This is a genomic window from Sphaerotilus sp. (genome assembly GCF_034519685.1).
Taxonomy (GTDB): domain Bacteria; phylum Pseudomonadota; class Gammaproteobacteria; order Burkholderiales; family Burkholderiaceae_C; genus Sphaerotilus.
Window position 1 is genome coordinate 1377151 of record NZ_JAXHOF010000003.1, and the last position, 20595, is coordinate 1397745.

General features: G+C 68.4%; 16 protein-coding genes. 12 read left to right on the plus strand and 4 right to left on the minus strand.

Annotated elements, in window-relative coordinates; genetic code table 11:
• Window positions 1–272 precede the first annotated feature (272 nt).
• The 5 genes from U5O44_RS10105 to U5O44_RS10125 are packed head-to-tail and all read left to right on the plus strand — an operon-like array spanning window position 273 to window position 7079.
• The gene (locus U5O44_RS10105; RefSeq protein ID WP_322588298.1) at window positions 273–1976 is read left to right on the plus strand and encodes an Eco57I restriction-modification methylase domain-containing protein; all 1704 of its coding nucleotides are present in this window, start codon (window positions 273–275) and stop codon (window positions 1974–1976) included.
• A gap of 22 nt (window positions 1977–1998) precedes the next feature.
• A complete protein-coding gene (locus tag U5O44_RS10110; RefSeq protein ID WP_322588299.1) occupies window positions 1999–2733 on the plus strand; it encodes a PaeR7I family type II restriction endonuclease in 735 nt (244 codons plus the stop codon).
• Window positions 2733–5417 carry a DNA mismatch repair protein MutS gene (gene mutS / locus U5O44_RS10115; RefSeq protein WP_416222147.1) on the plus strand — a complete coding sequence of 895 codons (2685 nt, stop codon included), beginning with the start codon at window positions 2733–2735 and terminating at the stop codon, window positions 5415–5417. Before U5O44_RS10110 ends, mutS begins: the two co-directional genes overlap by 1 nt.
• Before the next feature lie 7 nt (window positions 5418–5424).
• Window positions 5425–6249: a proteasome-type protease gene (locus U5O44_RS10120; protein WP_322588301.1), complete on the plus strand. Its 825-nt coding sequence runs from the start codon at window positions 5425–5427 to the stop codon at window positions 6247–6249.
• An 8-nt stretch (window positions 6250–6257) separates the two neighbouring features.
• Window positions 6258–7079: an alpha/beta hydrolase gene (locus U5O44_RS10125; protein WP_322588302.1), complete on the plus strand. Its 822-nt coding sequence runs from the start codon at window positions 6258–6260 to the stop codon at window positions 7077–7079.
• A 17-nt stretch (window positions 7080–7096) separates the two neighbouring features.
• On the opposite strand, the gene U5O44_RS10130 is transcribed toward U5O44_RS10125, so the two are convergent.
• A complete protein-coding gene (locus U5O44_RS10130) occupies window positions 7097–7696 on the minus strand; it encodes a DUF938 domain-containing protein (RefSeq protein WP_322588303.1) in 600 nt (199 codons plus the stop codon).
• 148 nt (window positions 7697–7844) lie between these two features.
• On the opposite strand from U5O44_RS10130, the gene panB reads away from it, so the two are divergent.
• Window positions 7845–8702, plus strand: coding sequence for a 3-methyl-2-oxobutanoate hydroxymethyltransferase (gene panB, locus U5O44_RS10135; RefSeq protein ID WP_322588304.1), 858 nt, complete (start codon window positions 7845–7847; stop codon window positions 8700–8702).
• Window positions 8703–8754: 52 nt separating this feature from the next.
• Complete coding sequence (gene panC, locus U5O44_RS10140) at window positions 8755–9603, plus strand: pantoate--beta-alanine ligase (RefSeq protein WP_322588305.1); 849 nt, start codon at window positions 8755–8757, stop codon at window positions 9601–9603.
• Window positions 9604–9631: 28 nt separating this feature from the next.
• Here panC and U5O44_RS10145 read toward each other — a convergent pair whose 3' ends face one another.
• Window positions 9632–10537, minus strand: a complete 906-nt coding sequence (locus U5O44_RS10145; protein WP_322588306.1) for a LysR family transcriptional regulator — start codon at window positions 10535–10537, stop codon at window positions 9632–9634.
• 187 nt (window positions 10538–10724) lie between these two features.
• Between U5O44_RS10145 and U5O44_RS10150 the strand changes: the two genes are divergently transcribed.
• The 5 genes from U5O44_RS10150 to U5O44_RS10170 all read left to right on the plus strand — a co-directional run bounded on the left by U5O44_RS10150 (window position 10725) and on the right by U5O44_RS10170 (window position 16840).
• Window positions 10725–11264 carry a TRAP transporter small permease gene (locus U5O44_RS10150; RefSeq protein ID WP_322588307.1) on the plus strand — a complete coding sequence of 180 codons (540 nt, stop codon included), beginning with the start codon at window positions 10725–10727 and terminating at the stop codon, window positions 11262–11264.
• Window positions 11261–12583, plus strand: a complete 1323-nt coding sequence (locus U5O44_RS10155) for a TRAP transporter large permease (RefSeq protein ID WP_322588308.1) — start codon at window positions 11261–11263, stop codon at window positions 12581–12583. Before U5O44_RS10150 ends, U5O44_RS10155 begins: the two co-directional genes overlap by 4 nt.
• A gap of 53 nt (window positions 12584–12636) precedes the next feature.
• The gene (locus U5O44_RS10160; RefSeq protein WP_322588309.1) at window positions 12637–13671 is read left to right on the plus strand and encodes a TRAP transporter substrate-binding protein; all 1035 of its coding nucleotides are present in this window, start codon (window positions 12637–12639) and stop codon (window positions 13669–13671) included.
• An 11-nt stretch (window positions 13672–13682) separates the two neighbouring features.
• Complete coding sequence (locus U5O44_RS10165) at window positions 13683–15002, plus strand: gallate dioxygenase (protein WP_322588310.1); 1320 nt, start codon at window positions 13683–13685, stop codon at window positions 15000–15002.
• Between the two features lie 89 nt (window positions 15003–15091).
• Window positions 15092–16840 carry a subtype B tannase gene (locus tag U5O44_RS10170; protein ID WP_322588311.1) on the plus strand — a complete coding sequence of 583 codons (1749 nt, stop codon included), beginning with the start codon at window positions 15092–15094 and terminating at the stop codon, window positions 16838–16840.
• A gap of 21 nt (window positions 16841–16861) precedes the next feature.
• On the opposite strand, the gene U5O44_RS10175 is transcribed toward U5O44_RS10170, so the two are convergent.
• Together U5O44_RS10175 and U5O44_RS10180 are read right to left on the minus strand one after the other, a co-directional pair.
• On the minus strand, window positions 16862–19783 hold the full coding sequence (locus tag U5O44_RS10175) for a UvrD-helicase domain-containing protein (protein WP_322588312.1): 2922 nt from the start codon (window positions 19781–19783) through the stop codon (window positions 16862–16864).
• 168 nt (window positions 19784–19951) lie between these two features.
• On the minus strand, window positions 19952–20512 hold the full coding sequence (locus U5O44_RS10180; protein ID WP_322588313.1) for a Uma2 family endonuclease: 561 nt from the start codon (window positions 20510–20512) through the stop codon (window positions 19952–19954).
• Window positions 20513–20595: the final 83 nt, after the last annotated feature.

A 20595-nucleotide genomic window follows, 5' to 3' on the forward strand; every position in this document is an offset into this window, starting at 1 on the left:
TGGCTGCCGAGGAAGCCGCGGAGCAGGCGGCAGAACTGGCCGCCGAGAAGCCCGTGTACGACATCCCGCTGTCGCCCGCCGCCGCGCTGGCCGCCGCCTTCGAGCCGATGCCGGACGCCGAAGCCGCGCCCGCCCCGGTCGTGACGATCCGCAAGCCGACGCGCATCAAGAAGGAAGACATGCCGCCGAAGGAGGAGCCGGCGCCGGAGCGCAAGCGTGGTCGTCGTGGTGATGACGCGCCGTTCTGACCCCGAATCACCTGGATTCAGGCCATGCCGCCCCCCGCACTGCTGATCGACCAGCCGTCTCTGGACGGCTTCTGTCCGATTGCCGAGGCCGTAGAGCTGCTCGCGCAGAGCGCCAGCACCGATGCGCGTGGGGCGGTCTACACGCGGCGTGAAGTCGTGGAGTTCATGCTGGATCTGGCCGGGTACACGCCGGACAGGCCGCTGTACCGCATGAAGCTCCTTGAACCGTCGTTTGGCAGCGGTGAATTCCTGCTGGCTGCAGCACGCCGGCTGATGGCCTCTGCTGCATCAGCCTACCCCCCAGAGGATCTGGCGGACTGCATCCGGGCGGTCGAATTGCACCGTGACACCTTCGACAGGACGAAGACACGGCTGTCCGGACTGCTGTCCGAATTCGGACTGGAGGCAGCCGAGCGTTCTCGCCTGCTCTCGACCTGGCTGGTGTGCGCTGACTTTCTGCTCTCGCCCATGCCGGATCGCTTCGACGTCGTGGTCGGCAATCCGCCGTACGTGCGCCAGGAACTGATCCCGGCCGCACTGCTGGCGCAGTACCGCCTGCGCTACACCACGCTCTACGACCGGGCGGACCTCTACGTTCCGTTCATCGAGCGCTCGCTGAGCCTGCTGGCCGAACGAGGCCAGCTCGCGTTCATCTGCGCCAACCGCTGGACCAAGAACCAATACGGCCGTCCCCTGCGGGCCATGGTGGCCGAAGGCTTCCACCTTCGGGCCTACGTGGACATGGTGGACACCCCGGCTTTCGATGCCGAGGTGATTGCCTACCCAGCCATCACCCTCATCGAAAAAACCTCCCCGGGGGCCACGCTGGTGGCCACACAACCCGACATCCAGACCTCCACGCTCACCCCCCTCGCGCAGGCGCTGCGCGGGGACGAACCACGTCCTGAACTCGGTGTGTCGCTGGTCGAGCGGGTCGGCACCGGCGACGCGCCGTGGGTGTTGAGTTCTTCCGACCGGCGCGTCTTGCTGCGTCGCCTGGAAGCGCTGTTCCCGACACTGGAGGAAGCTGGCTGCAAAGTGGGCATCGGTGTGGCGACCGGGGCGGACAAGGCCTTCATCGGTCCGATGGACACCCTGGACGTGGAGCCGAGCCGCAAGCTGGCACTGGTCACCACCAAGGACATCGCCAGCGGGTTCGTGCGCTGGCGCGGATTGGGCGTGATCAACCCCTTCGAGGACGACGGTCGGCTGGTCGATCTGGCGCAGTACCCCAGGTTGAGCGCCCACCTGGACCGCCATCGGGACGTCATCACCAAACGCCATGTCGCACAGAAGTCACCCGCAAGCTGGTATCGAACCATCGACCGCATCACGCCCTCGCTGGCGGCACGGCCCAAGCTGCTGATCCCGGACATCAAGGGCTCAGCCCATGTGGTGTTCGAGGAGGGCTGGCTCTACCCGCACCACAACCTCTATTTCGTGGCCTCCGAGGAATGGGATCTGCGGGCCTTGCAAGCGGTGCTGCTCTCGTGTGTCGCACGGCAGTTCATCACGGCTTACTCGACGACGATGCACGGTGGCTTCCTGCGCTATCAAGCTCAGTATCTGCGGCGCATTCGGCTGCCCCGGTGGGAGTCGGTGCCCGAGCCCATGCGCGCCAAGCTCGCCATGGCCGCTCAGGCGTTGGACATCGCCGCATGCGACCAGGCGGCGTGTGAACTCTATGGACTGACCTCCACAGAAGCCCACCTGCTGGCCCAGGGCTGACTCGAAAACAAGAAACGATCACATGGCACTGAATCTCTGCGACTACGAACACAAGGCCCGGGACGCGATCAGGGCGTTCTGGCAAACCCGCGAGCAAGCCCGTCAGAAGCAGGCCAGCACGGGCCAATCCGACCAAGGTGAACGCGCCAGCGTGACCGGCGGCAAGAACCTGGACGGTTTCTCGGATCTGGTGACCGCGCTGGTGCGCGCCAACGGCCTGCCGGATGCGCAGATTCACCACCAGCGAACCGTGCTGACACTGCCCGGTTATTTCCGCCCGACCAAGCTGTGGGATCTGCTGGTGATCGACAAAGGCCACTTGGTCGCCGCCGTGGAGTTCAAGAGCCATGTCGGACCCTCCTTCGGCAACAACTTCAACAACCGGACGGAAGAGGCCATCGGCACGGCACATGACCTCTGGACCGCGTACCGGGAAGGCGCCTTCGGACAGCAGGAGCGGCCCTTTGTGGGCTGGCTGATGGTGGTCGAGGACGCGCCCGGGTCACGAACCGCCGTCCGCGAGGTCTCACCCCACTTCCCGGTGTTCCCGGAGTTTGCGGGAGCCTCGTACCTGCAACGCTACGATGTGCTGTGCCAGAAACTCGTCAGGGAGCAGCTCTACTCGTCAGCGACGGTGCTGGCGACGCCACACTCCGCGATCACCGACGGACACCATGCCGAGCTGTCGGCCATGACAGGCCTGCGCTCCTTCGTGGCCTCTCTGGCCGGACACATTGCCACCCGCGCCGCCCTGTGATGCCCGCCATCATGCAACCGCATACCCCCATGATGGCCCAGTATCTGGGCCTCAAGGCCGACTTCCCCGACACCCTCCTGTTCTACCGGATGGGGGATTTCTACGAAGTCTTCTTCGACGACGCCCGCAAGGCGCACCGCCTGCTCGACATCACGATCACCACGCGCGGCCAGAGCGCGGGCGAGCCGGTGGTGATGGCGGGCGTGCCGGTGCATGCGCTGGAGAGCTACCTCGCCAAGCTGATCCGGCTCGGCGAGGCGGTCGCGATCGCCGAGCAGGTCGGCGAGGTCGGAGCGACCAAGGGGCCGGTCGAGCGCAAGGTGGTGCGCGTGGTCACCCCTGGCACGATCACCGACACCGAGCTGCTGAACGAGCGCGAGGACACCCGGCTTCTCGCGCTGGCTGTGCGCGGCAGCGGGGCGGCGCCGGTGTTCGGGCTGGCGTGGCTCGCGCTGGCCAGCGGGCAGCTCGGGCTGACCGAGTGCAGCGAGCGCGAACTCGGCGCGTGGCTGGCCCGCCTGTCGCCCGCCGAGGTGCTGGTCAGCGGCGAGCTGAACGCCGAGAAGCGCCCGGCCGCGCTGCGCCAGCTCACCGTGCCGGTGATCGGCCGGCCGCACTGGCAGTTCGACCCCGCGCTCGGCGAGCGCAAGCTGCGCGAGCAGTTGAAGGTGGCGCACCTCGCCGGCTTCAATGCACAGGATCTGCACGCCGCCCACGCCGCCGCCGCCGCGCTGCTGGGCTATGCCGAGCACACGCAGGGCCGCGCGCTGTCGCACGTCAACGCGCTGACGGTGGAGCGCGCCCGCGAGCTGCTGGAGCTGCCCCCGGCCACGCACCGCAACCTGGAGCTGACGCAGACGCTGCGCGGCGAGCCGGCGCCGACGCTGCTGTCGCTGCTCGACACCTGCCGCACCGGCATGGGCAGCCGCGCGCTGCGCCAGTGGCTGACGCACCCGATGCGCGACCGCGCCGTGGCGCGCAGCCGGCATGGCGCGATCGCCGCGCTGATCGCCGCCCGCGCTGCCGCCCCGCTGCGCGACGCGCTGCGCCACGTCAGCGACGTGCAGCGCATCACCGCCCGCACGGCGCTGCGGCAGGTCCGCCCGCGTGAACTCGCCGGCCTGCGCGAGACGCTGGCCACCCTGCCCGACCTGCGCCAGCGCGTGCCGGACACCGCGCCGCTGCTGCAGGCGCTGCACGCCGCGCTGACGCCGGACGAGGCCATCGCCACGCTGCTGAAGAGCGCCATCGCCGAGGAGCCGGCGGTGCTGCTGCGCGACGGGGGCGTGATCGCCAGCGGCTTCGATCCGCTGCTGGACGAACTGCGCTCCATCGCCACCAACTGCGACACCTTCCTGCTCGACCTGGAAACCCGCGAGCGGGCGCGCACCGGCATTGGCAACCTGCGCGTGCAGTACAACAAGGTCCACGGCTTCTACATCGAGGTCACCGCCGGGCAGGTGGACAAGGTGCCGATGGACTACCAGCGCCGCCAGACGCTGAAGAACGCCGAGCGCTACATCACACCCGAGCTGAAGGCGTTCGAGGACAAGGCGCTGTCGGCGCAGGAGCGCTCGCTGTCGCGCGAGAAGTGGCTGTACGAGCAGGTGCTCGACGCCCTGCAGCCGCACCTGAACCCGCTGTCCGAACTCGGCCGGGCGCTGGCCAGCCTCGACGCGCTGGCCGCCTTGGCCGAGCGCGCCGAGACGCTGAACTGGTGTGCGCCCGAGTTCGTCGCGCACCCGTGCCTGGACATCGAGCAAGGCCGCCACCCGGTCGTCGAAGCCCGGCTGGCCGAGACCGGCGGCGGCAACTTCATCGCCAACGACTGCCGGCTCGACGCGGCGCGGCGCATGGTCATCCTCACCGGCCCGAACATGGGCGGCAAAAGCACCTTCATGCGGCAGGTGGCGCTCACCGTGCTGCTGGCGGCGATCGGCTCATATGTGCCGGCCGCGCGCTGCCGCCTCGGGCCGATCGACGCGATCCACACCCGCATCGGCGCGGCCGACGACCTGGCGAACGCGCAGTCCACCTTCATGCTGGAGATGACCGAAGGCGCGGCGATCCTGCACAGCGCGACCGAGCACTCGCTGGTGCTGATGGACGAGATCGGCCGTGGCACCTCGACATTCGACGGTCTGGCACTGGCCGGCGCGATCGCCACGCACCTGCACGACCGCAACCGCGCCTTCACGCTGTTCGCGACCCACTATTTCGAGCTGACCGAGTTCCCGGCGCGCCACCGCCATGCGGTGAACATGCACGTCTCGGCAGCCGAGTCGGGCGACGACATCGTCTTCCTGCACGCGATCGAGCCGGGGCCGGCCAGCCGCAGCTACGGCGTACAGGTGGCGCGGCTGGCGGGGATGCCGCCAGCCGTGCTGCGCCAGGCGCGGCAGACGCTCGACACGCTCGAAGCGCAGCAGCACGCGGGCGAAGCGCAGATCGACCTGTTCGCCCCTGCACCGGAGCCGGAGCCAGAACCTGCATCCGCGGCCGGGGCGTCGTCAGTGCCCGCTGTGGCGTCCGCGCCGACGGACCCGCTCGCCGACGAGGTGCTGCAAGCCTTGCGCGCACTCGACCCTGATACCCTCACCCCCCGCGCCGCGCTGGATGCGCTTTACCGGTTGAAGACGCTCGCCGTGGCCCCGAATTCATCGAATCCCTCCCTCAGCTCCTGACCCTCCCATGACTTACTGTGTCGGCATCCGGCTCAACGCCGGTCTCGTGTTCCTCTCCGATTCACGCACCAACGCGGGACTCGACGCGATCAGCACCTTCCGCAAGATGATGGTCTACGAGAAGGCCGGTGACCGCTGCATGGTGCTGCTGTCGGCCGGCAACCTGAGCATCTCGCAGTGCGTGCGCGAGATCCTGCAGACCGAGAAGATCCCCAACGGTGACGGCGAACCCATCACCATCTGGAACGCCAAGAGCATGTTCGACGCGACCCGCGTGCTCGGCTCGGCCGTGCGGCGGGTCTACGAGACCGACGGCAAGGCGCTGCAGAACGCCGGCATCGACTTCAACTGCTCGATGATCTTCGGCGGCCAGATCGGCGACGAGGCGATGCGGCTGTTCCTGGTCTACTCGGCCGGCAACTTCATCGAGGCCACACGCGAGACCTGCTTCTTCCAGGTCGGAGAGTCCAAGTACGGCAAGCCCATCCTCGACCGTGTCCTGACGCCCGACACCCCGCTCGACGAGGCCGCCAAGTGCGCGCTGGTGTCGATGGACTCGACGCTGAAGTCGAACCTGTCGGTCGGGCTGCCGCTGGACCTGCTGGTCTACCGCGAAGGCGAGCTGAAGACCGACAGCATCGTCTGCATCGACGACAAGAACCCCTACTTCAAGATGATCCACGACACCTGGGGCCAGCGCCTGCGCGAGGTGTTCGAGGGCATCGACGACCCAGCCTGGAATGGTGCAGCCGCCGAATTCCCGCTGATGCAGGACTCGCAGCGCTACGAGTCGATGCGCAAGATCACCCACCCGGGCGAGCGCATCGTCTGAGCCGCGCCATGACCCCCGGCGTCATCGTCTTCAGCCACGGCAACAGCTTCCCCGCGGGCACCTACGCGCAGCTCTTCGCGCACTGGCGCGCGGCGGGCTGGCGGGTCGAGGCGGTGGAGAAATACGGCCACGACCCGCGCTACCCGGTCACCAGCAACTGGCCGCGGCTGCGCGACCAGCTCATCGACTTCGTGGAGGGGCTGGCGCTGGGCGCCCCGGTGGTGTTCGTCGGGCATTCGCTCGGCGGCTTCCTGAGCCTGAAGGCGGCGCTGAAGCGGCCCGATCTGGCGCGGGGCGTGGTGCTGCTGGACTCGCCCGTGCTGGCGGGCTGGAAGGCGCACAGCGTGCAGGTCGCCAAGGCGACGCGGCTGATCCAGCGCGTCTCGCCCGGCAAGGTGGCGGCGCGTAGGCGCCACCACTGGGCCTCGGTGGACGAGGCGCGGGCGCATTTCGTGGCCAAGCATGTCTTCGCCCGCTGGGATCCGCGCTGCCTAGAGGATTACCTGCAGGCCGGGCTGGAGCCTGCGCCACAAGGGGGCGTGCAACTGGCATTCGACCGCCAAGTGGAGGCCAGGATCTACAACACGCTGGCCCACAACCTGGGCCACGTGCTGCGCCGCCATCCGCCACGGTTTCCGGTGGCCTTCATTGGCGGCACGCAATCGCGCGAAGTGCGGCAGGTGGGACTGGCGGCGACACGGGCGCTGGTGCGCGAGCGCTTCCAGTGGATCGAAGGCTCGCACCTGTTCGCACTGGAAAAGCCCGAGGAGACGGCCGAGCGTGTATCGGCGCTGATCGGCGCGTTCACCACCCCCTCCAGCGGGCCTTAGCGCGTCCGCAGCCGTCTTCAGCCCACGTGCCGCCAGGTCACGCAGCGGTTGTTCGCCGGCATCGCCCGGTCCTCGACCAGCACCAGCCCCGCCGCCCGCGCCAGCGCATCGACCAGCTCGAATTCCCGCACCCCGCGCTGCGCATCGGACGCACGCAGCGTGGCATCGAAGGCGGCGTTGCTGGCGCTGGTGTGTTCGCCCAGGTACTTGAACGGCCCGTAGACGATCACCAGACCGCCCGGCGTCAGCACCGACCCGACACGGTCGAAGAAGGCCTGCACCTCCGACCAACCCATGATGTGCAGCGTGTTGGCGGTGTAGACGGCGTCGTACTGGGCCGTCGGCCAAGGGCCGGTGACGTCCAGCGCGATCGGCGCCGGCGTGTTCGGCAACGCCGCATCCGCCAGCCACAGGCAGATGCCAGGCAGATTGGCCCGCACATCCGATGTCTGCCAGCGCAAGTGCTGGAGCGTTGCAGCAAAATGCACCGCATGCTGCCCGGTGCCGCTGCCCACTTCCAGCACCGAGCGTCGATCGGCCAGCAAGCCTCGCAGCACGCCGAGGATGGGCGTGCGGTTGCGGTCACAGGCTGGTGCGAAGGGCTTGTCGACGGTCATGGTGAGAACATCGGGCAGTGGATGGATAGGAACGCACGGCGGCGGGTCGTAAAGTATCACTGCTGCAGTGCAACAACGCTGACTAGAATGCCTCAGACCTCTGCAGAACGGGGGTCCGTACCTGAAAAATATTCGCCTGGAGACCCGAATGAGCTCTCATGCACAGCCTGCCACGAACCCGAACAGCCGCAAGCCTGCCACGCTGCACTCCCTGCGCGCCATGCACGCACGAGGGGAGAAAGTCACCATGCTGACCGCCTATGACGCCACTTTTGGGCGTCTGGCGGACGAAGCAGGCCTCGATACGCTGCTGGTCGGCGACTCGCTGGGCATGTTGCTGCAGGGCCACAGCAGTACCATTCCGGTCTCATTGGATGAAATGGCATACCACACCCGGTGTGTCGCCCGCGGCCTTCAAGGCGGCGGCGCAGCCTGGCTGATCGCCGACCTGCCCTTCGGCAGCTACCAGCAGGGCACGGCGCAGGCGATGGCCTCGGCCACCGCGCTGATGCAGGCCGGCGCGCAGATGGTCAAGCTCGAAGGCGGCGGCTGGACGACCGAGGTGGTGCGTTTCCTGGTCGACCGGGGCGTGCCGGTGTGCGCGCACCTGGGGCTGACGCCGCAGAGCGTGCATGCGCTGGGCGGCTACCGCGTGCAGGGCCGGGACGCCGACAGCGCCGCGCTGCTGCGCCGCCATGCCAAGGAGCTGGCGGACGCGGGTGCCGCGATGATGGTGCTGGAGCTGATGCCCACCGCCGTGGCCGCCGATGTGCAGACCGACAACCCCGGCATGATCACCATCGGCATCGGCGCCGGCCCGGACACCGCGGGGCAGGTGCTGGTGCTGCACGACATGCTCGGCGCCACCCGCGGCAAGCTGCCCCGGTTCGTGCGCAACTTCATGGCCGAGGGCGGCAGCATCGAGGATGCGCTGCGCCGCTACGTCGCCGCCGTGAAGGATGGCAGCTTCCCCGACCGGGTCGCCCACGCCTACGCCGCCGCCTGAATCCGCCCGACGCCGCTCGAATCCCACCGACTGCCCCCGACCTGCTCCCTCCATGCGTGTCCTTCACACCCTTGCCGAGCTGCGCGCCGCGCTGGCCGACACCGCCCGTCCCGCCTTCGTGCCGACGATGGGCAACCTCCACGACGGCCACCTGAGCCTGATCCGGCAGGCGCGCACGCTGGTCGGGCCGGACGTGCCGGTCGTCGCCAGCATCTTCGTCAACCGGCTGCAGTTCGGCCCGAACGAGGACTTCGACCGCTACCCGCGCACGCTGGCGCGCGACTGCGAGCTGCTCAACAGCGCCGGCTGCGACCTCGTGTTTGCGCCGGACGAGCGCGAGCTGTACCCCGCGCCGCAGACCTTCAAGGTGGTGCCGGATGCCGCGCTCGCCGACCTGCTGGAAGGGCATTTCCGGCCCGGCTTCTTCACGGGCGTGTGCACCGTGGTGATGAAGCTGCTGCAGTGCGTGCAGCCGTCGGTGGCGGTGTTTGGCCGCAAGGACTACCAGCAACTGATGGTGATCCGGCGCATGGTCGAGCAGTTCGCGATGCCAGTGCAGATCGTCGCGGGCGACACCGCGCGGGCGGACGATGGCCTGGCGCTGTCCTCGCGCAATGGCTACCTCAGCGAGGCTGAGCGCGCCGAGGCGGTGCAGCTCTCGCGGGCGCTGCAGGCGATGCAGGCGGCGATCCAGTCCGGCGAGCGCGACATGGCTGCGATCGAGGCGCGCGCCATGGCGACCATGGCCGCCCGCGACTGGAAGCCCGACTACATGACGCTGCGCCGCCGCGCCGACCTGCTGGCGCCGACCGACGCCGACCTGGCCGACGGCACGCCACTGGTGGCACTGGCGGCGGCCAAGCTGGGCGCGACGCGGTTGATCGACAACCTGGAAATCTGAGCGCCGAGCGCGGGCGGCGGCCCCCTGCTCAGGCCGTCTGGCGGCTGATCTGGTGCGCCGCCCGGTGCAGGTGGGCGATGAAATGCCGCATCGCCGGCTTGAGCGCCGTGTCGGTGCGGGTGATCGCGCCGATCGACAGCTCCAGCGCCCCTTCGCGCAGCGGCGGCATCGCCAGGAACGGCGCCGCCGCCGGGTGCAGCGCCAGCGGACGCGGCATCAGCCCCACATAGTCGCCGCTGCCGATCAGCGACAGCAGCCCGAGCGTCGAGTTCACCGTCGCGCCCACCTGCGGCGGCGGCAGCCCGTTCTGCTCGAACATCCGGCGCGCGTAGCCGGTGACGCCCGACATGCCGGTGTAGACCCAGCGCGCCTCGCGCAGCTCTGACAGTGAGCGTGCCTCGGCCAGCGGGCTGCCCCGGCGCACCACCACGACCATCGACACCGGCATCAGCACCTCGGCGTGGAACTCGCCCGGCGGCAGGTGGTCCGGGATCGGGCCAAGCGCGATGTCCACATCGCCGCGGCGCAGGTTGGTGAGCTGCTCGATGTACAGCTCCTCGCGGATCTGCAGGTGCACGCCGCGGAACGCGCGGCTGAACGTGCGCAGCGTCTCCGGCATCAGCAGCAGCACCGCCATCGGCACCGCCCCGATGCGCAGCTCGCCCACCATCTGCCCGCCGAGCTGCGCGATCTCCTCCACCGCGCCGGACAGCTCGCGCACTGCGACACAGGCGCGCTCGTAGAGCACCTTGCCCTGCGGAGTCGGGACAACACCGGTCGTGGAGCGGGTCAGCAGCGTCGCCGACAGCTCGCGCTCCAGTTCGCGCACCGTCTTGGTCAGCGCCGGCTGTGACACACCGACGCGGCGGGCCGCAGCGCGCAGGCTGCCTTCTTCGATCGCGGCGATCAGGGCTTGCAGGGCATGGAGTTTCATGCGGGCGCATGGTAGGCCCTTCGCGCACGCACAGAGCAATAACCAGACGTTATCGCGACCACGCACGCCACATCTCCACCACCGCACCGTCCATCCCTAGAGTTCGCAGCCACCGGTTGACTCACATCAAGGGCTCGTCGATCAGACCGAGGCCCGACGACCGGTTCCCTGGAACGAGGAGACAAACATGACCCCTGACGGAAACGCTGGTGATGCGATGCATCGCCGACTGGAGCGGCTGTGCGACCTGAGTGCTGCCATCGGCGGGCTGGTGCTCGTGGCGATGGCGACCATGACCGTGGTCAGCGTGGTGGGACGCGCCTTCTTCTCGCACCCGATCCTGGGTGACGTCGAACTGGTGCAACTGGGCTGCGCGGTGGTGGTGGCGTCGTTCCTGCCGTATGCGCAGCACCGCCGCGCCAACCTCATCGTCGACTTCTTCACCAATCAGGCGTCGGCCGCGGCCCAGCACAGGATGGACACCTTCGGCACCGCGCTCTACACGGCCGTGATGGCGCTGGTGTGCTGGCGGGTGGCGGCAGGCGGCCTCGACATCCACGCCAACCAGGAGTCGTCGATGCTGATGAACCTGCCGCTGTGGATTCCCTACGCGCTGATGGTGCCGGGGCTGGCGCTGTGCGTGCTGATCGGTCTGCACCAGACGCTGCAGGCGCTGCGTGGCCCGCAGGCGGCGTCCCAAGAACACGCCCAAGGAGACGCCGCATGAGCACGATGGGCATTGGGCTGACGATGTTCTGCGGCATGCTGGTGCTGATGGCCGTGCGGGTGCCGATCGCGATCGCGATGTTCGTGCCCGGCGCGATCGGCTACACGGCGCTGGCCGGCTGGCTGCCGCTGATGGCGCACCTGAAGGGCGCCGTGTACGGCAGGGTCTCGGTCTATGACCTGTCGGTGATTCCGCTGTTCATGCTGATGGGCGCCTTCGCGGTGCAGGGCGGCCTGTCCAAGGCGCTGTTCGAGTTCGCCAACGCGCTGCTCGGCCGCTTCAAGGGCGGCATGGCGATGGCGGGTGTGCTGGCCTGTGCCGCGTTCGGCTCGATCTCGGGCTCGACCGTGGCCACCACCGCCACCATCGCGCAGGTCGCCTATCCGGAAATGCGCCGCATCGGCTATTCGGGTCGTCTGGCAACGGCTGCGCTGGCCACCGGGGGCACGATGGGCGTGCTGCTGCCGCCGTCCGTCACGCTGATGGTCTACGCCATCCTGACCGAACAGAACATCACCAAGATGTTCCTGGCCGCCTACGTGCCGGCGCTGCTGGCGGCGGTGGGCTACCTGATCGCCATCGCGGTCGTCGTTCGGGTGTGGCCGGACCAGGCGCCTGGGGCGAATCCGGCCTCGGCCACCGACGTGCTGCGCGCCGCCAGCCGTGTCTGGCCGATCCTGACCATCTTCCTGGTCGTGTTCGGCGGCATCTACGGCGGCGTGTTCACCGCCACCGAAGGTGCGGCCATCGGCACTGTGCTGACCTTCGTGATCACCGTGCTGCGCGGCGACATGGATCGCCAGCGCCTGAGCGCCGCCATCCGCACCACGGCGCAGACCAGCGGGATGATCTTCCTGATCTTCATCGGCGCGGACATGATCAACGCGGCACTGGCGCTGTCGCAACTGCCGGCGCAACTGGCGGACCTGGTGGGCCACCTGCAGCTCTCGCCGCTGGTGATCATGGCCGGCGTGATGGTGTTCTACGTGCTGCTGGGCTGTGTCATGGACGAGATGTCGATGATCCTGCTGACGGTGCCGACGCTGTTCCCCGTGATCATGGGCATGGACTTCTTCGGTCTCGCGCCAGCCGACAAGGCGCTGTGGTTCGGCATCCTGATCCTGACGGTGTGCGAGATCGGGATGATCTTCCCGCCCGTCGGACTCAACGTCTACATCATGAACGGCCTCGCCAAGGACGTGCCCATGTCCGAGACCTACAAGGGCGTCGTGCCCTTCCTGGTCACCGACTTCCTCCGGCTCGGCCTGCTGATCGGCTTCCCCGTCATCACGCTCTGGCTGGTCAAGGCGCTGACCTGAGCCGCCCCACCACCCGCTCCCCGCCCCCGATCCCATTCCCCAAGGAGACATCCATGACACACGGCCTGATCAAGTCCATGACCCTCGCGCTGGCGGCTGCCGCCTTCGCTCCGCTGGCCTCGGCGCAGGAGGTGACGCTGAAGGTGCATTTTTTCCTGCCCGCCACGTCCTTCGCCAACACGCTGTTCATCCAGCCCTGGTGCGAGCGCATCGCCAAGGAGTCGAACCAGCGCATGAAGTGCCAGACCTACCCGTCGATGCAGCTCGGCGGCACGCCGCCGCAGCTCTTCGAGCAGGCGCGTGACGGCGTGGCCGACGTGGTCTGGACGCTGCCCGGCTACACGGCGGGCCGCTTTCCGTCGGTCGAGGTGTTCGAGCTGCCGTTCATGATGCAGAACCCGGAAGCCACCAGCAAGGCGCTGTGGGACTACGTCGAGAAGTACGCGCCGGCCGAGTTCAAGGACGTCAAGCCGCTGGCCTTCCACGTCCACGGCGACGGCGTCTTCCACATGACGAACAAGCCGGTCCGCACGGCCGCCGACCTCAAGGGCCTGAAGCTGCGCGCCCCGACCCGCATGACCAACAAGTTCATGGCGTTGCTGGGGGCCACGCCGGTGAGCATGCCGGTGCCGCAGGTGGGCGACGCGCTGTCCAAGGGCGTGATCGACGGGGCGGTCGTGCCCTACGAGGTGGTGCCGTCGGTGAAGATCCAGGAACTCGTGAAGTTCCACTCCGAGACCGACCCGGCCGAGCCGGCGTTCTACACCTCGACCTTCATCTTCGCGATGAACAAGGCCAAGTACGAGTCGCTGCCAGCCGACCTGAAGAAGGTGATCGACCACAACAGCGGCCAGGCGCTGTCGGGCCTGATCGGCAAGGCCTTCCTGCAGGCCGACGCCGAAGGCAAGAAGCTGACCGCGAAGAACACCACCAACGTGATCCCGAAGGCCGAACTGGAGAACTGGAAGAAGCTCGGCCAGCCGCTGACCGATGCCTGGATCGCCGACATGAACGCCAAGGGCCACAACGGCAAAGAGATGCTCGACGGCGCCCGCGCGCTGATCGCCAAGCACGCCGCCGGCAAATAAGGGTGCCTGACATGGCCAAGATCATCGGCGGCGTTGCCGTCTCCCACACCCCCACCATCGGCTTCGCCTTCGACCGCGACAAGCAGTCCGACCCCGTCTGGGCGCCGATCTTCGAGGCCTTCGCGCCGGTCAAGCGCTGGCTGGCCGAACAGCAACCGGACGTGGTGCTGGTCACCTACAACGACCACGTCACCTCGTTCTTCTTCGACCACTACTCGGCCTTCGCGCTGGGCATCGGCGAGCGCTACGAGGTCGCGGACGAAGGCGGTGGGCCGCGCGACCTGCCGCCGATCAACGGCCACCCGGCGCTGGCGGCCCACATCGGCCAGTCGCTGATGACCGACGAGTTCGACATGTCGTTCTTCCAGGGCAAGCCGCTCGACCACGGCTGCTTCTCGCCGCTGTCGGTGCTCTATGACCACGACCATGGCGAAGGCTGGCCGGTGCGGATCGTGCCGCTGCAGATGGGCGTGCTGCAGTTCCCGATCCCGAGTGCCCAGCGTTTCTGGAAACTCGGCAAGGCATTGCGCCGCGCCATCGAGAGCTACCCGGAAGACCTGCGCGTGGCCATCGTCGCCACCGGCGGCCTGTCGCACCAGGTCCACGGCGAGCGCGCCGGCTTCAACAACACGCCGTGGGATCTGCAGTTCCTGGACCTGTTCGAGCAGGATCCCGAGCGGCTGGCGTCGCTGACCCACGCCGAGCTGGCCGAACTCGGCGGCGTCGAGGGGGCCGAGGTGCTGATGTGGCTGACGATGCGCGGCGCGCTGTCGGCGCAGGTGCGCAAGGTGCACCAGGCGTACTACCTGCCCTCGATGACCGGCATCGCCGCGGCGGTGTACGAGAACCTCGCCGGGCCGACGATCGCCGGTGAAATCGAGCGCCACCGGCAGTCGATGGCCGTGCAGCTCGCCGGGGCCGAACGGCTGACGGGCAGCTACCCGTTCGACTTCACGCGCAGCGTCAAGGCGTTCCGGCTCAACCGTTTTCTGCACGGGCTGATCGTGCCGGAGACCCGCGCCCGGTTCCTGGCCGACGAGCCGACGGTGCTGGCCCAGTCGGACCTGACCGACGCAGAGCGCGACCTGGTGCGCCGACGCGACTGGCGGGGGATGATCCACTACGGCGTCATCTTCTTCATGCTGGAGAAGCTCGGCGCGGTGGTGGGGGTGTCGAACCTGCATGTCTACGCCGCCATGCGTGGCGAGTCGCTGGAGGACTTCCAGAAGACGCGCAACGCGCCCGGCGCCCTGTATTCGGTGGCGGGCAAGGATGCCCGACGAACCGACTGGAACACACCTTCGGTCCAAGAGGCCGACGCCGTCCGCTGAACGCGGGTGGTCCACATCCGGGGCACCCGCCGGCAGTCCCCGTTCCACTGATGCACGACAAGGCCCCGCAAAGGGCACCGGGAACACCCATGACAAACAAGACCACCCGGCGCGACATGAAGCGCCATGCCCTGGCCTCGGCCACCTCGCTCCTGCTGGCAGGCGGACTGCTGGCCGGCTGCGGCGGCGCGGAAGGCGAAACGCCGGCCACGCCCGACACCGAAGACACGGCGCTCAAGTTCGACGCCAGCGCCTACACGACGGTCAACGTCACCGTGGACGGCGTGGCGACGAAGGTGCGCCAGTACCGCATCGTCTACGTGGCCAAGCCGATCAGGATGGCCACCACCCAGACGGCGCTCGGCGGCGCCAGCCTCACGCTGACCGACCCCCATGCCTACCAGACGATGATCGTCTCGGTGCCGGAGTCCTCGGTCGCGGACGAGAAGACAGCCCTGTATTTCGCAGTCAACAACAGCGGCTGGTGGGCCAGCCCAGTGGCCACGACCGTCACCGAGGGCAAGGCCTTCGTCAGCACCAGCAACACCGACAACATCGGCGCTGCACTCAAGGCCGGCTACATCGTCGTCAACGTCGGCACCCGCAGCCGCGGTGGCGCCCGCGCCGAAGACGGCCGCTGGACCGGCAAGGCCCCCGCCCCGGTGGTCGATGCCAAGGCGGCCATCCGCTACCTGCGTCTGAACGACAGCCGGATGCCCGGCTCGGCCGAGCGCATCGTCATGAACGGCACCAGCGGCGGTGGCGGCCTGACCGCCGCCGTGTCCGCCAGTGGCAACAGCGCCGACTACCTGCCCTTCCTGGCCGACATCGGGGCGGCCGGCGTGACAGGTTCGGGATCGAGCGCCACCAGCACGCTGAAGGACGATGTCTTTGCGGCGGTCGCTTACTGCCCGATCAACAACCTGGGCAATGCTGACAGCGGCTACGAGTGGGAATACAACGCGGTGCGCACCGACACCAACACGCCGGCACTCAACGGTGTCGCCTACTCGGCTGGCCCGCAGGCCACCGCCTCGGCCGCGCTGGCCGCCGCCTTCCCCGCCTACGTCAACAGCCTCGGCCTGAAGCTCGCGGACGGCAGCGCGCTCACCGACGCCAGTCTGCGCGCCTTGGTCACCGCACAACTGAAGGCGGAGATCGAACGGCAGATCGCAGCAGGCACCCCCGTGCCTGCCCTGGGCGAGAACTTCACCGTCGTGCAGCGCGGCGTCCCCTCCACCGTGCCCAACGACTGGCTGACGCTGAGCGGAACCGGCACCACGGCCACAGTGGCCGCCATCGACTACCCCCGATTCCTGAAATTCGTCACCACGACGATCCCGCTCAAGACGGTGGTGGCCTTCGACGCGGTGGGGGTGACCGAGAACAAGAACGCCACCACCGGTGCGTGGAACATCAGTGGCGAGACCAACTTGTTCGGCTCGGAATCATTCCAGTACGCAAATTTCACCGAATGGGCCTGGACCAACAACGCGGTCGAGGGCGACGGCTCGGGCGTGGACGACACCGGGCTGAGCTGGTCGAACTACCTGACCAGCTCGACCAGCACGCTCGCACAGCAGCTCAAGCTGATCAACCCGCTGGCCTACCTGAACACGGCAGCCGACACCGCGCCGCACTGGTACGTCCGCCACGGCATGATCGACCGTGATACCGCGTTCTCGATGCAACTCCTGCTCCAGCACGCGATCCGCAACGACCCGTCGGTGAAGACGCTCGACTTCAAGCTGAACTACCTGACCGGCCACAGCGGCAACTATGACGTGCAGGAGGCCTTCGCCTGGATCCAGGCACGTCTGGCGGCGGCCAATCCCTGAAACGACCCGCCTGGGTCGACATCAGCGCGTCGGCCCACCCGATGGCGCCAGCCCGAGCACCTCGGCGTAGGTGTATCCGGGCAGGAATCCATCGACACGCCCGGTCCCGGCATCGACCCAGTCCAGGTTCAGCACGTCGTACACCGGCCGCCAGACCATCCGCTCCCCCGCCACCTCGTCGCCCGCTGCGGCCCGCACGCGCAACTGCATCTGCGGGTTGGGCAGGTAGTGGCCCACGCGGGTGCGGACCCAGAGCTGGCGCGCCGGCCGGTAGGTGCTGTCGCATTCGGCGCGGGCGAGCACGCTGCTGACGTAATCGCGCTTGCGCCGCTGAGCGGACCACAGGTGCAGGGGCAGACGGTCGAGCGTCAGGCGCAGGTGGTCGTTGAAGAAGCCCTGGCGATACGGGTACGGCCTCTCGGCGCGGGGCAAGACCTGCGAGCCGAGCGTCTTGAAGCCGGCCAGCATCACGCTGAGCACCCAGTACTCGGCCTGCGTCGGCACCAGCCGCACCAGCCGGTGCGCGGTCTGCACATCCAGCGCCGCCGGCATCAGCCGCTCGGCCAGTCCCGCCAGGGCACGCTCGGCAAACGCGGCGTCCTCGCCAGCCCGGTTCAGGGCCAACCACCAGGCGGTGTGGCCGAAGTCGTCACGCTGTTCCGCATCGGCACCCCGCGCCAGCAACGCATCGACGAGATCGAGGTTGCCCGCCCGTGCCGCCATCATCAGCGGGGTGGCGCCTTCCGGGACACAGTGGTCCACGCCGTACTGGTCGCATTGGCGCAGCACGTCCTTGAACTGGCGACTGGCCCACGGCTGCAGGTGGCGCTGGCGCACGAGGTCAGGGCCGCGCAGCATCGGCACAAACGTGGCCACGGCGGCAACGATCTCTTCGAGCGGGCGGTGCTGACCGTGCCACAGGGCGTATTCATAGAGGGCGTTGCGCTGCTTGGAAGACGGGAATTTCGGATCGACCACCTTCGGCAGCAGCTCCCGCGCCCACGCCTCGGACCACGGTGTCCACGGCGGCGTCGGGCGCTTCAGGAAGGCCTCGCGGATCGCCTGCGCCTGTTCCTGTTTGCCCTGAAGTTCGAGGCGCCGCGCTTCCTGCGCCCATTCTTCCTTCGACGACGTGGCCACCGCGCCGCCCTGCCCCGCCTCGCCGGGCTTCAGGTCGAGCAGTTGCAGCAGCGGATGCCCCGTGTCCTGCTCGACCAGCGTCAGCGTCTCGACCGCCCGGGTCAGCGCGACGTAGAAGGCGTTGACGTAGAACTTGTACAGCTCCAGCGACTTGTCGGCCTTGTCGCGGGCGCGGCGGTAGGCGAGGTCGTCGGCCTGCAGGTCGGCCGGGGTCACGCCGTCGCAGATGTCGGCATAAGCGGCGCGCTGGTCGGAGACGAGGCGGTAGAGGATGACGTGCGGGTACTCCAGCCCCTTGGCCTCATGGACGCTGAACACCAGCGGCGTGTGCAGCACCTGCCGGGCGGCGGCCTTGTCCTCATCGCGCAGCACGATGACGGCGTGGCGGGCGGAGGCACGGGTGCGGGTGTCGAGGTCGCGCAGCAGGCTGTCCTTCGCGGGCAGCAGCCGCACCGAACCCTCGTCGCTCGTTGCCGGCCGGACCAGGAAATTGCTCTCGCGGTCGATCGAGCCGAATCGGGCGTGCTTGATCTTCAGCACCGCGTTGGCGAGCTGGGTCACGGCACGGGTGTTGCGGAAATTGGCCTGCAGCACCGACAAGTCCTGGCGCTGCGCAGCAGCCCCGGCCAGCCCCTGCCAGAACAGCGTGCGCACGGCGGCCCAGGAGAAGAAGTTCGGATGCACGATCTGGTTCGAGTCGCCGCACAGCAGGAACTGGCCCGGCGCCTTCAACAGCGCCAGCACCAGCGCGAGCTGCACGGGCGTCAGATCCTGCACCTCGTCGATGAGCACGAAGTCGTAGGTCGGTGCGGCCAGCGCCCGCCACTCGTGCGCGACGAGGTTGAGGTCGGACTGGCCGGTCTCGCGCAGCCAGTCGCGGTACTTGCCGAACAGGCCATGCACGGCGTCGCGGGCGTCGGGGCCAAACAGCGACTGGCGCGGGCCGAGCGCGCGGTAGGCGTCGAGCGTCAGCGGCCCGGTGGCGGCGCTGCCGATGACGCCGCGAAACTCCTCGAACAGCGCATGGGCATCGGCGTCGCCGAGCGTCGTGCGCAGGGCCTGGCGGTGGCGCTGCACCCACGCCGCGAAGGCCGGGTAGCTCACCTCGCGCCCGTCCGGCACACGCAGCGTTTCCAGCAGCTCGCGGTAGCTGAGGAACTCCGGCTCCTGGTGCGGGTTCTCGTAGCCGTGGCTGGCGTAGAGGGCGCGGGCCGACTGCGCGAGGTACGCCGAGTGCGTCACGTACAGCACCGACCCGTTCGCCTCGCGCAGCTTGGCCAGCGTCACCGCCGTCTTGCCCGATCCCGCCGAGCCGACCACCACGACCGGGCACGGCAGGCGCCGCACGGCCTCCTGCGTGTCGTCAAAGAAGATCGGCTTGTCGAGCAGCTCGAAGGTGGGGCCGGCCGCGGCCTTGGTCGCCGGCGTGGTCGCGCCGGGCAGCCAGCGCAGCGGCACGACCTCGCCTGCGGGCAGCGTGGCGGGATCGGCGGGCGGCGGCTCGGCGTCGAGCTTGGTGTCATCCACCCCCGCGCCGCGCAGAAAACGCGATTTTTCGTAGGCGTGGTTCTCGATGACTTCAAGCGCCAGACAGACCGTCTCGTCCCCGCGCCGGGCGAACTGCAGCAGCAGGCGGTTACTGTCGTCTAGCTTGGCACGCCAGTAAGGGGCCAGACCCGAGCCCGCAGAGAGCTTGCGGACCTGGGCGGAGCGGAAGTCGCCAGCTTCGATCGCCTTGCGAAACTTGTCGAAGGCAGGGCGCACGCGGCGCAGGTTCAGGTCTTGGTAGGTGAGGACGCGCATGGGGCGGTATCGTAGCGAGGCCGCGATGTGGGCGGATGGCCGAAGCCCATCCCGGTCTCCCGCGCCGGAGGAGGAGAAACACCTGCTGCCGCACCAGCTTGGCCGGGCAGCCGGAGGTGGCGGAGCTGGTGGTTCATGATCGGCTCTGTCGGCCACACAGCGCCAATCCTATGGTGCATCCGGCCTCGCAACCCCGGCAAACACGTCTCCCAGCGCCACCTCGCACCCGATGCTCGCCAGCCGCAGCACCGCCCCATCGCTCATGTCATCCAGCAGCCACCCCGCCTCGGTGAGCCGAAACGCCTCGACCCGGCGCGTCTCGGGATCGATCAGCACGTATTCCTTCAGGCTCGCCAGTCGGCGGTAGAGCGCGAATTTCAGGCCACGGTCGTAGTTCCCGGTGCTCGGCGACAGCACCTCGACGATGAGCGTCGGCGCCTGCACAGGGCCTTCACCCGACACGTCACGGGGATCGCAAGTCACGACCACGTCCGGATAGCAGATGCTCTCGTGCACCTGTACCTTGCGTGATTCGCTGTAGACACGGCAAGGGCTGCCACGCAATGCGCCCCACAGCACGGCGGTCACGTTCACGACCACCTCGCAGTGCGTGCGCCGTGCACCCACCATCGCATAGGTTTCCCCCAGCACAAATTCGTGGCGTTCTTCCTGCCGCGCCTCCCATTCGAGGAAGTCGGCAAGGCTGAGTCTGGCAAGTGGCTGTCCCATGGCATGTACCCGATTGGCAAGGAGAGGCAGGTGGCGACGGCAAAGATTGTGGCACCCGCCCCCCACCCTTCGCCGCCCTATAA

Bases quoted from the DNA above. Each gene is read 5' to 3' on its own strand.
- mutS (WP_416222147.1), top strand. From the start codon at position 2,733: ATGCCCGCCATCATGCAACCGCATACCCCCATGATGGCCCAGTATCTG.
- U5O44_RS10175 (WP_322588312.1), bottom strand. From the start codon at position 19,783: ATGCGCGTCCTCACCTACCAAGACCTGAACCTGCGCCGCGTGCGCCCT.
- U5O44_RS10120 (WP_322588301.1), top strand. From the start codon at position 5,425: ATGACTTACTGTGTCGGCATCCGGCTCAACGCCGGTCTCGTGTTCCTC.
- U5O44_RS10160 (WP_322588309.1), top strand. From the start codon at position 12,637: ATGACACACGGCCTGATCAAGTCCATGACCCTCGCGCTGGCGGCTGCC.
- panC (WP_322588305.1), top strand. From the start codon at position 8,755: ATGCGTGTCCTTCACACCCTTGCCGAGCTGCGCGCCGCGCTGGCCGAC.
- U5O44_RS10155 (WP_322588308.1), top strand. From the start codon at position 11,261: ATGAGCACGATGGGCATTGGGCTGACGATGTTCTGCGGCATGCTGGTG.
- U5O44_RS10110 (WP_322588299.1), top strand. From the start codon at position 1,999: ATGGCACTGAATCTCTGCGACTACGAACACAAGGCCCGGGACGCGATC.
- U5O44_RS10125 (WP_322588302.1), top strand. From the start codon at position 6,258: ATGACCCCCGGCGTCATCGTCTTCAGCCACGGCAACAGCTTCCCCGCG.
- U5O44_RS10130 (WP_322588303.1), bottom strand. From the start codon at position 7,696: ATGACCGTCGACAAGCCCTTCGCACCAGCCTGTGACCGCAACCGCACG.
- U5O44_RS10180 (WP_322588313.1), bottom strand. From the start codon at position 20,512: ATGGGACAGCCACTTGCCAGACTCAGCCTTGCCGACTTCCTCGAATGG.
- U5O44_RS10165 (WP_322588310.1), top strand. From the start codon at position 13,683: ATGGCCAAGATCATCGGCGGCGTTGCCGTCTCCCACACCCCCACCATC.
- U5O44_RS10105 (WP_322588298.1), top strand. From the start codon at position 273: ATGCCGCCCCCCGCACTGCTGATCGACCAGCCGTCTCTGGACGGCTTC.
- panB (WP_322588304.1), top strand. From the start codon at position 7,845: ATGAGCTCTCATGCACAGCCTGCCACGAACCCGAACAGCCGCAAGCCT.
- U5O44_RS10150 (WP_322588307.1), top strand. From the start codon at position 10,725: ATGACCCCTGACGGAAACGCTGGTGATGCGATGCATCGCCGACTGGAG.
- U5O44_RS10170 (WP_322588311.1), top strand. From the start codon at position 15,092: ATGACAAACAAGACCACCCGGCGCGACATGAAGCGCCATGCCCTGGCC.
- U5O44_RS10145 (WP_322588306.1), bottom strand. From the start codon at position 10,537: ATGAAACTCCATGCCCTGCAAGCCCTGATCGCCGCGATCGAAGAAGGC.